At 37.2% G+C, this 15,033-nt stretch carries 14 protein-coding genes; 7 read left to right on the top strand and 7 right to left on the bottom strand.

The features are described 5' to 3' along the window. Positions 1-45 precede the first annotated feature (45 nt). On the bottom strand, positions 46-1,806 hold the full coding sequence (locus H6F39_RS11490) for a bifunctional serine/threonine-protein kinase/formylglycine-generating enzyme family protein (RefSeq protein ID WP_190396742.1): 1,761 nt from the start codon (positions 1,804-1,806) through the stop codon (positions 46-48). Positions 1,807-2,051: 245 nt separating this feature from the next. On the opposite strand from H6F39_RS11490, the gene H6F39_RS11485 reads away from it, so the two are divergent. Beyond that, positions 2,052-3,644, top strand: a complete 1,593-nt coding sequence (locus tag H6F39_RS11485; RefSeq protein WP_190371691.1) for a glycoside hydrolase family 57 protein — start codon at positions 2,052-2,054, stop codon at positions 3,642-3,644. A gap of 118 nt (positions 3,645-3,762) precedes the next feature. Here the strand turns inward: H6F39_RS11485 and H6F39_RS11480 are convergent, their stop codons facing one another. Then, positions 3,763-3,990, bottom strand: a complete 228-nt coding sequence (locus tag H6F39_RS11480) for a photosystem II protein, Psb35-related (RefSeq protein WP_137906618.1) — start codon at positions 3,988-3,990, stop codon at positions 3,763-3,765. Positions 3,991-4,414: 424 nt separating this feature from the next. On the opposite strand from H6F39_RS11480, the gene H6F39_RS11475 reads away from it, so the two are divergent. Beyond that, positions 4,415-4,861 (top strand): tellurite resistance TerB family protein, encoded by a 447-nt coding sequence (locus tag H6F39_RS11475; protein ID WP_137906617.1) that lies wholly within the window; start codon positions 4,415-4,417, stop codon positions 4,859-4,861. Between the two features lie 440 nt (positions 4,862-5,301). After that, positions 5,302-8,853, top strand: a complete 3,552-nt coding sequence (gene nifJ / locus H6F39_RS11470; RefSeq protein WP_190396741.1) for a pyruvate:ferredoxin (flavodoxin) oxidoreductase — start codon at positions 5,302-5,304, stop codon at positions 8,851-8,853. A 67-nt stretch (positions 8,854-8,920) separates the two neighbouring features. On the opposite strand, the gene H6F39_RS11465 is transcribed toward nifJ, so the two are convergent. The 3 genes from H6F39_RS11465 to H6F39_RS11455 are packed head-to-tail and all read right to left on the bottom strand — an operon-like array spanning position 8,921 to position 9,840. After that, the gene (locus tag H6F39_RS11465) at positions 8,921-9,340 is read right to left on the bottom strand and encodes a PIN domain-containing protein (protein ID WP_137906615.1); all 420 of its coding nucleotides are present in this window, start codon (positions 9,338-9,340) and stop codon (positions 8,921-8,923) included. A gap of 17 nt (positions 9,341-9,357) precedes the next feature. Continuing rightward, a complete protein-coding gene (locus tag H6F39_RS11460) occupies positions 9,358-9,573 on the bottom strand; it encodes a hypothetical protein (RefSeq protein WP_028082405.1) in 216 nt (71 codons plus the stop codon). Positions 9,574-9,603: 30 nt separating this feature from the next. Next, entirely contained in the window at positions 9,604-9,840 is a 237-nt protein-coding gene (locus H6F39_RS11455; RefSeq protein WP_137906614.1) for a UPF0175 family protein, read from the bottom strand. A 243-nt stretch (positions 9,841-10,083) separates the two neighbouring features. Between H6F39_RS11455 and H6F39_RS11450 the strand changes: the two genes are divergently transcribed. Both H6F39_RS11450 and H6F39_RS11445 read left to right on the top strand, forming a co-directional pair. Further along, on the top strand, positions 10,084-10,329 hold the full coding sequence (locus H6F39_RS11450) for a helix-turn-helix domain-containing protein (RefSeq protein ID WP_028082404.1): 246 nt from the start codon (positions 10,084-10,086) through the stop codon (positions 10,327-10,329). Then, positions 10,329-11,069: a hypothetical protein gene (locus H6F39_RS11445; protein ID WP_028082403.1), complete on the top strand. Its 741-nt coding sequence runs from the start codon at positions 10,329-10,331 to the stop codon at positions 11,067-11,069. The genes H6F39_RS11450 and H6F39_RS11445 overlap by 1 nt, the downstream gene beginning before the upstream one ends. Here H6F39_RS11445 and H6F39_RS11440 read toward each other — a convergent pair. Then, the gene (locus H6F39_RS11440) at positions 11,026-12,219 is read right to left on the bottom strand and encodes a DNA cytosine methyltransferase (protein ID WP_137906613.1); all 1,194 of its coding nucleotides are present in this window, start codon (positions 12,217-12,219) and stop codon (positions 11,026-11,028) included. The two genes, H6F39_RS11445 and H6F39_RS11440, sit on opposite strands and share 44 nt — an antisense overlap. A gap of 236 nt (positions 12,220-12,455) precedes the next feature. Here H6F39_RS11440 and H6F39_RS11435 point away from each other — a divergent pair, with 236 nt between their 5' ends. Further along, entirely contained in the window at positions 12,456-12,752 is a 297-nt protein-coding gene (locus H6F39_RS11435) for a hypothetical protein (RefSeq protein ID WP_190371696.1), read from the top strand. Positions 12,753-12,755: 3 nt separating this feature from the next. After that, positions 12,756-13,160, top strand: coding sequence for a type II toxin-antitoxin system VapC family toxin (locus H6F39_RS11430; protein ID WP_190396740.1), 405 nt, complete (start codon positions 12,756-12,758; stop codon positions 13,158-13,160). Positions 13,161-13,255: 95 nt separating this feature from the next. Here H6F39_RS11430 and H6F39_RS11425 read toward each other — a convergent pair whose 3' ends face one another. After that, on the bottom strand, positions 13,256-14,833 hold the full coding sequence (locus H6F39_RS11425) for a B12-binding domain-containing radical SAM protein (protein ID WP_190396739.1): 1,578 nt from the start codon (positions 14,831-14,833) through the stop codon (positions 13,256-13,258). Positions 14,834-15,033 lie beyond the last annotated feature (200 nt).

The raw sequence follows: 15,033 nt of genomic DNA, 5'->3' as shown, positions 1-15,033 counted from the left end.
AGAAAAAAAGAGAAGAGGGCAAAAGAGCAAGAGTGTAAAGGGCTACTAAGTCCTCGCCGCACCACTACATACAACCCGAAAACCAATATAGTAGTGGTCGACGCCGAGGTTGAGGTTGCCGCGAAAAGCAGAACGGCAATAGTCAGGAAGGTCGAGCCACGAACCACCGCGCAGCAGCTTTTGGATCAGGCTTGGACTTGTCAAAGCACTGCCATCTGTAGGCGCGTTTATATAATCATTTTTATAGTCATCTTGACACCATTCCCACACATTACCGTGCATATCGTACAAACCAAAAGAGTTAGGGGGAAAAGTTCCTACATCTGTGGTCTGCTGACGATATTTTCCTTTTGGTGCAGAAGCATAGGTATAATTACCATCATAATTTACCAAATCTGGAGTAATACTTTCACCAAAATAAAATGGTGTGGTAGTTCCGGCACGACAAGCATACTCCCATTCTGCTTCACTGGGTAATCTGTAGTTTCTGCCTGTTTTTTGACTTAACTTTTGACAGAACTCAACCGCACCATTCCAACTAACTCTTTCCACAGGGCGGTTATCGCCTTTGAAGTTGGAAGGGTTAGTTCCTATGATAGCTTGATATTGTACCTGTGTCAATTCATATTTTCCCATGTAGAAACTGGGAACTGTAACTTGATGTTGGGGACTTTCATTTGGACTTCGTTTTGCTTCACTTTTCGGTGAACCCATGATAAATGTTCCCCCTGGGATTTCCACCATGTCCAACGTCACACCATTTCCTAAGTCTTCTGTAAAGTATTTCGCGCTTGCGTTGCGTCGGTTGGTGATATTTCCCCGTGCGTCTGTGGTGACAACTTCAAAACTAAAGGTTTTAAGGTTATTGGAAGGTATTGGTGCTTGGGGTTTTGGTCGTTGGGGTTTTAAAGCTTTTTCTATTGCTGCTATTCTTTGCAAAATCACCTGAGTATTTTGAGGACGATCTTTATATAAACGCTGCATCATATCATCTAATAAATCTGCCAACATAGATGATATTTGTGGTGCATGATTCCGCCAATTTAATCTTTCATTATAGGAATCATACATGATTGGGTCAAGTGGTTCTTTACCCGTGAGTAAATAAACAAATGTCCGTCCTAAAGCAAAAAAATCAGATTGAGGTACAGCATTATGATTAATTTGTTCCGACGGTGTGTAACCTGCGGAAATTATTCCTGTGACACCACCTTGTTGTTTAAATACTGTAGATGTTACCTTCCTCACAGTCCCAAAATCAATTAATACCAATTCGGCTTTTTCAGACCGCAACATAATATTAGATGGTTTAATATCTCGATGAAAGAAGTCTTTATTATGTACCTGTTCTAAAATAATGATTAGATCTTTTAGCCATTCTATAGCTGTAGTTTGGTTAATAGGACGCAAACCACGTTTTTGCATATATTTTTCTAAATCTTCTCCCACAACTTTTTCCATTACCAAACAATGAATTGGATTTTGGCTATTGTAGGGATAATATTCAAAATAAGCGTCTAATTCTACATGAGGAATACCGGAATGATGGAGTTGACTTAAAACATCAGCTTCTTGTTTAAATAATTCTACAGCTTTAGGGTCGTTATTAATCAAGACTTTGAGAACTTTAGCCTGATTGGTTCTGACTTCGTTAATCTCATAAGTCACACCAAAGCCACCCCGTCCTAACTGACATTGTACCCGATAACGTTGTTGTAGCAAGACTTCCGAGCCACAGGCTTGACAAAAAAGGATTTTATCGGGATTTTGTGGCTTTGGGCAGTTAGAATTGATGCACAGGCTCATAATCTTGGTAGTTAGCACGTTTATTCGATATTCTACCTTGATTTAAGGATTTGAGGTTTTGCCTGTGTAGACGCGGTTTATAACCGCCCGTTTAACTTCCGCGCAGCGGTGCTAGGCCAAAATATTTTTCTAATAACTATTAACTTAGCATTCATGACCAATGACCTATATAGTCTTAAAATATTCTTAATTTCCCCACACAGACTTTTTGTCTGTAACCTCCAAGTACCACACAGAAAAATATTATGGCTATAGGCTACGTCGCGCTTGTACTTCATGCACATCTACCCTTCGTTCGTCATCCGGGAAGTGACTACGTGCTAGAAGAGGAATGGCTTTATGAAGCGATTACAGAAACTTACATTCCCTTATTAAAAGTATTTGAAGGCTTAAAGCGAGATGGTGTTGATTTTAAACTCACCATGAGTATGACACCTCCCTTAGTGTCCATGCTTCGTGATCCTCTATTGCAAGAACGCTATGATGCTCATCTAGCTCAATTAGAAGAGCTTGTAGAATTAGAAGCCGAGCGCAATATCCATAATGGTCATGTTCGTTATTTAGCGGAACATTATGCAACTGAGTTTAATGAAGCGCGGGAGTTATGGGAACGTTATCACGGTGATTTAGTTACAGCATTTAAACAGTTCCAAGATAGTAATAACTTAGACATTATCACCTGTGGTGCTACCCACGGCTACTTACCATTAATGAAAATGTACCCCCAGGCTGTATGGGCGCAAATTCAGGTAGCTTGTGAACATTACGCGGAAACCTTCGGCCAAGCCCCCAAAGGGATTTGGTTGCCAGAATGTGCCTATTATGAAGGTGTAGAACGAATGCTGGCTGATGCTGGTTTACGTTATTTCCTCACAGATGGACATGGTATTTTATACGCTCGTCCCCGCCCGCGTTTTGGTAGTTATGCCCCAATTTTTACGGAGACTGGTGTAGCAGCTTTTGGTCGAGACCATGAATCTTCTCAGCAAGTATGGTCTTCTGAGGTCGGTTATCCTGGTGCAGCAGAATACCGGGAATTTTATAAAGATTTGGGTTGGGAAGCTGAATATGAGTATATTAAGCCCTATATTATGCCCAATGGACAGAGGAAAAATACAGGTATTAAGTATCATAAAATCACTGGTCGAGGCTTGGGTCTGGCGGATAAAGCCCTCTATGATCCTTACTGGGCAAAGGAAAAGGCCGCAGAACACGCTGCTAATTTCATGTATAATCGTGAGCAGCAAGCTGGACATTTACACGGTATGATGGGTCGGCCACCAATTATTGTTTCTCCCTATGACGCGGAGTTATTTGGTCACTGGTGGTATGAAGGTCCCTGGTTTATTGATTATCTGTTCCGTAAGTCATGGTATGATCAAAAAACCTATGAAATGACCCATTTGTCCGATTACTTACGTGCTAATCCTCATCAGCAGGTATGTCGTCCCTCTCAATCTAGTTGGGGCTTTAAGGGTTTCCATGAATATTGGTTGAATGATACTAATGCTTGGGTTTACCCGCATTTACATAAAGCTGCGGAAAGGATGATTGAAATTTCCCAAATGGAAGCAGAAGATGAGTTACAATTAAAGGCACTTAACCAAGCTGCGCGAGAATTGTTATTAGCACAATCTTCGGACTGGGCTTTTATCATGCGGACCGGAACAATGGTTCCCTATGCGGTGAGAAGAACTAGATCACATTTAATGCGTTTTAATAAATTGTATGCAGATGTGAAAGTGGGTAAAGTTGATAGTGGTTGGCTGGAAAAAGTTGAGTCCATAGATAATATTTTCCCCAATATTAACTATCGCGTTTATCGTCCTGTATTTTAATGGAGTCGTAGATCCTCGACTTTTTCTTCATGTCGGGTCTATGCCTAGAAAAGCAAAACCCCCAGTTATAATCCTGGGGGTTATTTTTATACACATCTTGTCAAGCTGCCATTAAATACTATTGAGGTAAGTTACGGCTGTTGTAAGCATCTATGGCATAGGCTGGAGTGCGTTGAGTATAGTCTGTATCTAAGCCAGTAATAGATTTAGCTAAAGCTTCAAACTTATCAGAAGCCCAATTACGTTCGTGAATGGGCTTGCTTTGTTCACCCATGAAGTATGCTAAAGAACCAATAACGGAAGCTGCTACCCAACCAACAACCAATAGAGAGATTAAAATAGTCATTTGAGAACCTCGGTTTTTACTTTTTGTAACCTTATGTAAATAAATATAACAGATTATTAACAAAGCTTGCAAATTGTTTTTTGGTGTGCATACCCAGCAAAGAGGTGAGGAAATCCCCACTGTCATAATTTTGTAACAACAAGCACTAAAATAAGACACTGTGATCAACAAAGAATGAATATAGGCTATTTGGGGATCAAACAGAATAAAGTGTAGCTTGGGTTTCACTTCGTTTAACCCAACAAATTCAAGTTTCTTTACCTCAACCCAACCGACAAGATCAGCGATTCCTGCGGAGCGCAACGCTTACGCACTAAATAACGTTCAATTACAAAACTTTATTTACTGTAAAATACCCCATATACTGATCTATAGGTGTTAAATTAATAAATAGACTTATAACCTTTGTCAGGAGGGTGAAATTATGGGTTTATTTGATAGAATTGCTGGTAGTACCAAAAAAGCCTCCAGCACATTAGGTCCTGCGGAAGCTTTTGCAGCAATCGCTCTGATTGCAGTTGCATCTGATGGATATATCAGCGATACAGAAGCCCAAGCACTCAGCACAATTTTAGGACGGATGCAGCTATTTAGAAGCTATCCCGGTGATGTGATGCGAAAAATGTTTGATAAACTTCTCAGTATCATGCAGAGGGAAGGTTTGGATGCTTTGTTGAATGCTGCTATTGCTGCCCTACCTCATGATCTCACAGAAACAGCTTTTGCGATCGCCACTGATATTGTTTTAGCTGATGGTGAAGTCACAGAAGAAGAACAAAAACTATTGAATGATTTGTTTCAACTCTTAGAAATTTCCGAAGAAACAGCAATTAAAATTATTGATGTGATGTTGATTAAGAATAAGGGTTAAAAAGTTGGCTAAGGTGTCTTCATTGACACCTTATTTTAATCTAATTGTCAGGATTCAGGATATAGAAAACTTGATCTAGCAGGGAACAGGCTTCATGCTTCATTCTCAACTCCTGATCAGGAAATAGGCCAATTTAGAATAAAATGGCAACGAAAAAAACTCCCGCACCTCTACCCCATGAAAATCATCAAACTTTGATCAATCAAAGATGATAAATATTGAGTACAACATTAATATTAATAGTAATAGTATATTTACCATCTGCTATAATCAAAATATTGGCTAGAAGTCAGAATAACTAATAACTAATAATTAATAATTAATAAAAATGTAATATATCTGACAAATTAACTTCCTGACTCTAGCTATTTCTAATGCTTATCTTTTTGGTTTCTCTGCATACAGTTGAAACAACCACAAAAGACTCAGGAAGAAAAATCATGAACAAATCTTATGCCACAATTGATGGTAACGAAGCTGTTGCCCGTGTAGCCTACAAATTAAACGAAGTTATCGCTATTTATCCTATCACCCCATCTTCAAATATGGGTGAATGGGCTGATAGTTGGATGTCGGAAAATAAACCAAATCTTTGGGGTACAGTTCCCAGCGTCACCCAAATGCAAAGCGAAGGAGGGGCTGCTGCTGCTGTCCATGGGGCATTACAAACGGGGGCATTAAGTACAACCTTCACCGCTTCCCAGGGATTATTATTAATGATTCCTAACTTGTACAAAATTGCCGGAGAATTAACTAGTTTTGTCCTTCATGTTTCTGCCCGTTCCTTAGCTACCCATGCGTTATCTATTTTCGGTGATCATAGTGATGTTATGGCTGCTAGGGCGACAGGTTTCGCTTTTTTGTGTTCGGCTTCTGTCCAGGAAAGTCATGATTTTGCCTTAATTTCTCATGCTGCGACTTTAGAAACAAGAGTGCCATTTTTGCACTTTTTTGATGGGTTTAGAACTTCCCATGAAGTGCAGAAAGTTGAGTTATTATCAGATGAAGATCTCCGGGAATTTATACTTATAGAATTAATATCTAACCATCGTCAACGCTGCTTAACTCCAGATAAACCAGTATTACGAGGAACAGCCCAAAATCCCGATGTTTACTTTCAATCTCGTGAAGGTGCAAACCCTTATTATCATGTTTGTGCCGATATTGTTGAAAAGATCATGGATAAATTTGGCAAACGCACAGGTAGATATTACAAACTCTATGAATATCATGGTGTAGCAGACGCAGAAAGAGTAATTGTGATCATGGGTTCTGGTTGTGAAACTGTCCATGAAACTGTAGATTATCTCAACAACGCAGGGGAAAAAGTTGGAGTTATTAAAGTGCGACTTTTCCGCCCTTTTGATATTGCTAGATTTATAGAAGCATTACCCAATAGTGTCAAATCTATTGCAGTTTTGGATAGAACTAAAGAAGCCGGCAGTGCAGGAGAACCATTATATTTAGATGTGGTGACAGCTATTTATGAAGGCTGGAAAAAAACTACATTTCCAAAAATTGTTGGGGGGAGATATGGACTTTCTTCTAAAGAATTTACTCCCGCAATGGTTAAGAGTGTTTTTGATAATCTTAGCCAAATTAAACCCAAGAATCATTTTACAATTGGGATTAATGATGATGTTAGTTTCACCTCTTTAAATTTTGACTTTAATTTCTCTACAGAACCGGATCATGTAGTTCGGGCAATGTTTTATGGTCTGGGTTCAGATGGTACAGTGGGTGCAAATAAGAACTCCATCAAAATCATCGGTGAAGGTACAGAAAATAACGCCCAAGGTTACTTTGTTTATGATTCCAAAAAATCCGGTTCAATGACAGTTTCTCACCTGCGGTTTGGACCTGAAAAAATTCGTTCAACCTACCTCATAGACAAGGCTAATTTTATCGGTTGTCACCATTGGGGATTTGTGGAAAGTATTGATATTTTAAAAGCTGCTGCACCAGGGGCGATTTTATTGTTAAATAGTCCTTATGATGCGGATACAGTTTGGGAAAATCTTCCCTTGAAAGTAAAACAGCAAATTCTCGCCAAAAATCTCAAAGTTTACACTATTAATGCCAGTCAAGTGGCGAAAAATAGTGGTATGGGGCATAGAATTAACACTATTATGCAGGTCTGTTTCTTTGCTTTGGCGGGAGTATTGCCAGAAAAAGAAGCAATTGCTAAAATCAAACAGTCCATAGAGAAAACTTATGGCAAAAAAGGTGTGGAAGTTGTCCAGAAGAATTTAAAAGCTGTAGACAACACCCTAGAAAATCTCCATGAAATCGAAATTCCTCTCGTACAAATAGGTAATAAAGAAAATTACCAATTAGCAATTACCAAACCCAAATTTGTTGAGAATGTTCTCAGTAAAATTATGGTCTGGGAAGGTGATGATTTACCTGTGAGTGCTTTACCCGCTGACGGAACTTTTCCCAGTGGGACTGCAAAATGGGAAAAACGCAACGTGGCGGCAGAAATACCAGTTTGGGATAGTGATGTCTGCGTTCAGTGTGGTAAATGTGTGATGGTTTGTCCCCACGCGGCTATTCGCGCTAAAGCCTATCCAGCTAGTGAATTAGTCAAAGCACCGACAACTTTTAAATCAACTAACGCCAAAGATAAGAGTTTTGCTAACCAGAAATTCACTATTCAGGTAGCCCCAGAAGACTGTACAGGCTGCGAAATTTGTGTTAGCGTGTGTCCTGCCAAAAACAAAGCCGAACCCACCCGCAAGGCCATTAACATGAGTCCACAATTACCCTTGCGGGAACAAGAACGAGAAAATTGGCATTTCTTTTTGAGTTTACCAAATCCTGACCGGAAAACTTTGAAAGTAAACCAAATTCGACAACAACAATTACAAGAACCATTGTTTGAGTTTTCTGGTGCTTGTGCTGGTTGTGGAGAAACCCCCTACCTTAAATTATTAACACAATTATTTGGCGATCGCTCACTCATTGCCAACGCCACCGGTTGTTCTTCCATTTATGGAGGAAATTTACCCACAACTCCCTGGAGTCAAAACGCAGACGGAAGAGGTCCGGCTTGGTCTAATAGTTTATTTGAAGATAACGCCGAATTTGGTTTTGGTTATCGTTTATCCATAGACAAACAAGCAGAATTTGCAGCAGAATTATTATCACAATTAAGTAATGAAATTGGCGATAATTTAGTTAATGCCATTCTTAAAACGGAACAAAAAACCGAAGCTGATATTTGGGACCAGCGGGAAAGAATTGTCATCCTCAAACACAAATTAGCACAACTTTCCGAAACCACAACAGAAGCCAATCTAAAATCCAAAATCCAAAATCTCCAATCCTTAGCTGATTATTTAGTTAAGAAAAGTGTGTGGATAGTTGGGGGTGATGGTTGGGCCTATGATATAGATTTTGGAGGAATTGATCATATAATTTCCACAGGTCGCAATGTGAATATTTTGGTCATGGACACAGAAGTTTATTCTAATACCGGAGGACAATCTTCTAAAGCTACTCCCAAAGCCGCAGTAGCTAAATATGCGACTGGAGGTAAACCTGCACCCAAGAAAGATTTAGGTTTAATGGCCATGACTTATGGTAATGTTTATGTTGCCAGCGTCGCTTTAGGTGCGCGAGATGAACATACACTCAAAGCATTTTTAGAAGCGGAAGCTTTTGATGGTCCATCAATCATAATTGCCTATAGTCATTGTATTGCTCACGGGATTGATATGACCACTGGTTTACAACAACAAAAGGCTTTAGTAGACTCAGGAAGATGGTTATTATATCGCTATAATCCGGCATTACAAGACCAGGGTAAAAATCCCCTACAATTGGATATGAAAGCGCCTTCTGAGTCAGTAGAAAAATCCATGTATCAGGAGAACCGCTTTAAAATGTTGACGAAGAGTAAACCGGAGGTGGCGAAATTGTTGCTAGAACAAGCGCAAGCAGAAGTTAATGCTAGATGGGAGATGTATCAATATTTGGCTAATAGGTAATTGGTAATTGGTAATGGGTAATTGGTTTTTACCTGTTACCTATTATCAAATAATCAATCACAAATTTTCATTCTCGCCAATTATCTATGATTAAAGGATAACCTAATGCTTGAATTTTCTGATAATGCTTAGTATTACCTGTGACTAAAATTAAATTGTTTTGGATAGCAATAGAAGCTATTAATACATCTGCTAATCCTATTGGTTGTCCAGTGCTTTCTAAATCAGCATGAATCAATCCTGAAAGTTCTGCACTTTTTTGGTCTAAATGTAGGATTTCGATTTGAGATAAATCTGCTAAAAATTCTTGAATGCGATCATGACGATTTAATTTTCTCCATCCCTTAACAATTTCGGAAACAGTAATTACAGAAATTGTATAATGTTTCCATATTGCTCTATATGCAATAGCATTGGCATTTATTTTAGGATTTTTACCTTTACGGATTTCTGAAGTAATATCTGTATCAATTAAAGATTTTCTCACAACTCAATTATTTTTGATTAACTTCTATGGTGTAAAATATCTTCAACCATTTTATCTACTAATTCAGCATCATTAGACCATTCACCAATAAATGAATTATTGATAATTTCTGGTTTGGTTAATTGCTCAATCATTGCTTTGATTAAGTCGGCAACTTCACAATGATGTGTTTGTGTCAATTGTTCTATTTTCTCAAAAGTTTCTTGATCAAGTTCAATTTCTATTTTTTTCATGATTTCAGTTATTTTTATTTGATATAGTTATTATATTATAGCAAAGTTTTTTAAATCAACATCTAAATCAGTTTCATCATAATGAATATTAATGTTTCTGAGAGCTAATTCATTCTGAAATTGCAGTAAAGGCATTTTAGCCAGTTGGGATGCTTTAACGATACTAATTTTTTTTCTTTCAAAGAATAAAATAATCAATTCTAAAACTAATTCTTTTTCTGATAATCCACTGGCTTGGACAATATCTTCGGAAATGACTAAGCTCATTGTGATCCTCCTGTTAACACAGACTAGAAAAATTATAACACATAGGTAGATATTTGTTGTTTTCTGGCATAAATTTGAGAACGGACAATTTTCACTTCTTCCGTAATTTCCTCTAAGGGTACAAGCAGTAACAATCGAACGCAGATGGACGCAGATAATTTTGTACTTCATTTGATAGATCATATCCTCTAATGTGACACATCGTCCGTAGACTGATCGTCCATAAAGACTCATAATCAGTACATGAATGAATCAAAACAAAAAATTCTTGATGCTTTAGGTTATCTGGTCAGACAACGTAGAACGGAGTTAGGAATTTCACAAGAGGAGTTAGGACTACGCGCTAACTTAGACCGCACATACATTTCTGGTGTGGAACGTGGAGTCAGAAATCCTTCCCTCACTGCTCTTGTCAGTCTTGCAGATGGCTTAGGTATTAGTGTTTCTACTCTTTTAACAAATTTAGAAATCGAAGCTGATAAAATATAGTGACAAACCAACAAAATTTAGTCGAAACAATTAAAGGCCAATTTCGACAAGGATCAACTCAATTACAAGTCTTTAATCTTTTATCAGATCAAAAATGGCATTGCAGGGAGTGCGAAGGAAAAAATATTGGATCAACTCAGTATGCTGGTGGTGGAGGTATTCAAGGACTACAACGCGGGACAAGGAGTCGTCCTGGTCTTGTCATTGAAACAAAAAAGAATTTTTGTCCAACTTGTCAACAAATACGGTTAGGAGATTGCTGGACAGGAGAGATAAAATCAGCTAATTCAGTTTCTAATATACCAGCTTCTTTAGTTCAAAGAATTCTCCAGGTTTATTCATATACAGATGTAATAGAACAGAGACAAAGAGAGAAGCATGAGTTAGTTATTGATCATAGATTTCCTATGGAACGTTGGGGAAAAAGTGAAGCTCCACATTTAACCTCTATGAGTGAAACCGAAATCAGGAAAAAATTTCAATTACTCAAGAAAGATGCTTCTGGAAATCATAATCTTTTAAAATCGAGAAGTTGTGAACGTTGTATTAAAACTGGTAAACGCGGTACACCTTTTGGCATTAAATTCTGGTATCAATCAGGTGAAGATTGGCCTTCCCAACATCAGCGAGGTGATGAAGCTGAGGAAGGTTGTATTGGCTGTGGTTGGTATGATTTTGAAACTTGGCGTAATGCACTTAACCAAAAACTATCTCAGGTTGATGAAAATGAGGTAAATTAGCAAATTGTTTTCTGTTAATTGCAATATCATTTAAGTAAGGAATCAGTGCATAACCAATACACTCTGCTAAACGTGGTGGAACAGCATTACCTATTTGCCACATGGCTTTTTTCATACTACCTTCAAAAATAAATGAATCGGGAAATGTTTGTAATCTTGCCATTTCCCTAGCAGAAATCACACGATTTAAATAAGGGTGAATATGTGTACCACCATGATTTTCTTTTACTGTCATACTCGGTTTACCAGGATATTGTCTTTTGAAAGCATCAACATATTTTGTATATAAAGAACCGCCAGGAGGAACTTGAGCAAGACGTTCCATATACTCCCGTGAATGTTTAGTCCACTCGTGATTAATTTCAGGGATGGGTGTGTATTCTGGTAAATCAGAAATTGCTGATTCAATAGCTTTGTATTCTTCTCGGTTTAATTGAGATTTAGGATAAGGGTTAGGCATCCCAAATCTATTAGCGATAAAAATAGCTCTTGGTCGAATTTGTGGTACTCCATAAGCAGCAGATTCTAAAATTGCCACAGAAATATGAGGATAACCAATAGATTCAAAAGCTTCAATAATTGCTGTCTTTACATCTCCTTTTTGTATTGTCAAAATACCTGGCACATTTTCCATCACTACATACCAAGGGCGTATTTCGGAAACAACACGCACGAATTCATAAAATAATCTATTTCGAGGATCTTTTGGATCACGTTTTCCTGCTACTGAAAATCCTTGACATGGTGGACCACCAACAACAATATTAACTTGAGGTGATCCGATTTTTTGCAGCCAATTTTCGGGGGAAAATTGTTCAATATCTCCACAGAAGTTATGACATTGTGGGAAATTTTTTTTGTGCGTAGCAGAAGCGATTGGACTAATTTCTACACTAGCTAATGGTGTAAATCCAGCTTGGAATAATCCTTGTGTGATCCCTCCAGCACCACAAAACAGATCCACAAAAGTATATTGAGATAATGGACTTGCTGGGGAACTAACATCAGTAAATATCTTATATGGATCAGAATTTTCTTGATCTAGTTCGCGCTGAATACGCTCATAGCGCCCTAACTTTGGCTTTTTTTGCTTTTGGCTAGGATTATGCTCATCCTCGTTAGGTAAAAAAGAGATTTGTGTTCCTTGCATTCGATAATTGATATGAACGTTTGCTTTGCTGTGACATATAGTCTACAATACATCAAGCATAGCAAAATTGGCAACATAATTCTAAAAACGAGAAACGAGAAAATTTATCTCGTTATCTGACACAATCTATTACTCAAAAATTAACACTGGAGTAATGAACAGGCATCAGATAACTAAAAAATGCTAAAATATATAACATTCATGAATATCATTTACATTTCTCTGGAGGAAATATTATGTTATCAACAGAACTTCAACAAGAATCAATGAAAACAAGAATTGAGAAAATTGTGGCTATTTTAATGGAAGAACGTCCTTTATTTAAGGAAGAACTAAATGCAGAGGAAATGATTCAGCATTTATGTAACATATTTCAGAAAAATTTATCTGTTGAGGAGTTTAATCTCATGGAAGATCAAGACTTAAAAAAACGCTGTAGCGGTATTTTATCTGTAGAAATACTGGCAGGATTGTTAGATGATTTAACTCCTGAACAAATAGCTATTTTTGACGAAGCAGTTAAAAGGAAATAAAAAATGACTTATTTATTAGATACCAACATTGTTTCTTTTGCTATCAAAAATAATCTCGTAATTAAGGAAAGATTAGAAGAATTACGTTCACAAGAAGAATTAATATCCATTAGTTGTATTACTTATTTTGAGGTTAAAAGAGGTTTATTTGCAGTCAACGCAATTAAACAATTAGAAAGATTTGATAATTTCTGTAAGGATTTTCAAATCATTTTTCTAGATGATTTAGCAATTGTGGAAAAAGCCGCAGAAATTCATGCAAATCTCAGATTAAGAGGATTACCAATCCAAACAGAAGATATTTTAATTGCTGCAACTGCTATCGTTAAAGGGTTTATTCTAGTTTCTCATGATAGTGATTTATTGAGAGTTGAGGAATTAACTTTAGAGAATTGGTTAGAAGAATAGGTTTTATGTACATTTTATTATGAGAAATAGAAATAGATCCCCGATTTCTCTAGAAAGTCGGGGACATGGGTATTCAGTATTTTAAATTAATCAACTTAACTCACAGTTTCTAACTGTAAACTTATTGCTTTTTTATCCTCTTCATGCTGCTGAAATTCTGCTAATTCTGATTCTATTTCAGCTTTGACCTCATGACGGAACTTAAAAAAATGTTCACCCACACCTAAAGCAATTAAATAATCATATAATAGATGAGGTTTACGGCGTATCATTGTAATTAATTGCTGCCAAAAAACAAAACGAGTAGAACGTAATACACCTTGTCGCCAACAAATAGACATTAAAAATTTAAACTCTGATTTAGTTAAAATTCGTTGATATTTAGCCCGCCAACCTTCTATCATCATAAAATGTTTAAAAGTCCGTTTCAGGTATGGCATAGGTTCATATAAATTCCAAAAAGTATCAATAAATTCCCCAGCAATTTCCGACATTGGCCGAGTCGGAACAAAATTCATTAAAGCTTTTTGAGAACCAACAAATTCACCCAAACCATCTCTTAATCTTCCCTCTGTTTGCAAGCGATTCCACATAGCTGTATTGGGTAAAGCTTGCAGCAAATTTAAATGCGCTTGGGGAATACAAGTTTCTTCTACAAATTCTTGAATCCGTTTACCTGCACCTGGTTTTTCATGATCAAATCCTAAGATAAAACCAGACATAATTTGTAATCCCGCTTTAGTAATTTTATGGCAGGATTCCACTAGAGAACTGCGAGTATTTTGTGGTTTATTAATTCCTACCAGACTGTCTATATCAGGGGTTTCAATGCCCATAAAAACTTGCACAAAACCAGCCTTTACCATTAATTCTAGTAATTCATCATCCTCTGCTAAATTTAAAGAAGCTTCCGTCAATAAAGCAAAAGGATAATTGCGTTTTTCCATCCAAGGAATTAACTCTTTTAAAAAGACCTTAGCATTACGTTTATTGCCAATAAAATTATCATCAACTATAAACACATAACGCCACCAACCCATATTATATAAAACATCCAATTCTGCTAGAATTTGTTCAGGTGTTTTGGTGCGGGGTTTACGGCCAAAAAGAGTAATAATATCGCAAAATTCACATTGGAATGGACAACCACGGGAAAATTGCACAGTCATTGCTATATAAGCATTCAAATCTAATAAATCAAATCGAGGTAAAGGAGTTGTAGTGACATCTGGTTTTTCTGTAGCCCGGAAAATTCCTTTTTCTTCTCCCTTTTCTAAAGCTTCTAAAAACATGGGAATAGTGATTTCTCCTTCATCTAAGATTAAATAGTCTGCTCCCGCTTCTAAAGCAAATTCTGGAACAGATGTGGCAAAGGGTCCGCCGACTGCCACTTTTTTACCTAATCTTTTACCTTTTTTAATTAATTCACTAAAATCCTGTTTTTGAATAATCATGGCCGAGATAATGACAAGATCACACCATTCCCAATCTACATCATTTTCTAGACGAACATTGCGATCGCTCAATCGCAATTCCCAATCACTTGGTAACATTGCCGCTACCGTAATTAAACCCAATGGGGGATTAGTAGCCCGCAGATTTGCTAAATCAAGAGTTTCCTGATAAGACCAAAAAGAATTAGGCATTATCGGCCAGATTAATAACGCTTTCATCAAGCATATCCCCCTGATTTATTTTCCTATTCAAGCCCATTTAGTCTGAACTATAAAATCTGGGTTACTTACTTTTTATCTCTCTGGAGGTACAGATTTTTTATTTTTAGATCTAGAAAATAATTCCATAAGATAATGATGTTAGAAAAATTTTTCCCTCAGCAGACTGGGAAATTTTGCCAAACACCAATAACTAATCC

This window comes from Dolichospermum sp. FACHB-1250 (genome assembly GCF_014696335.1).
Classification (GTDB): domain Bacteria; phylum Cyanobacteriota; class Cyanobacteriia; order Cyanobacteriales; family Nostocaceae; genus Dolichospermum; species Dolichospermum planctonicum.
This window is presented reverse-complemented; position numbering and strand designations above follow the sequence as displayed.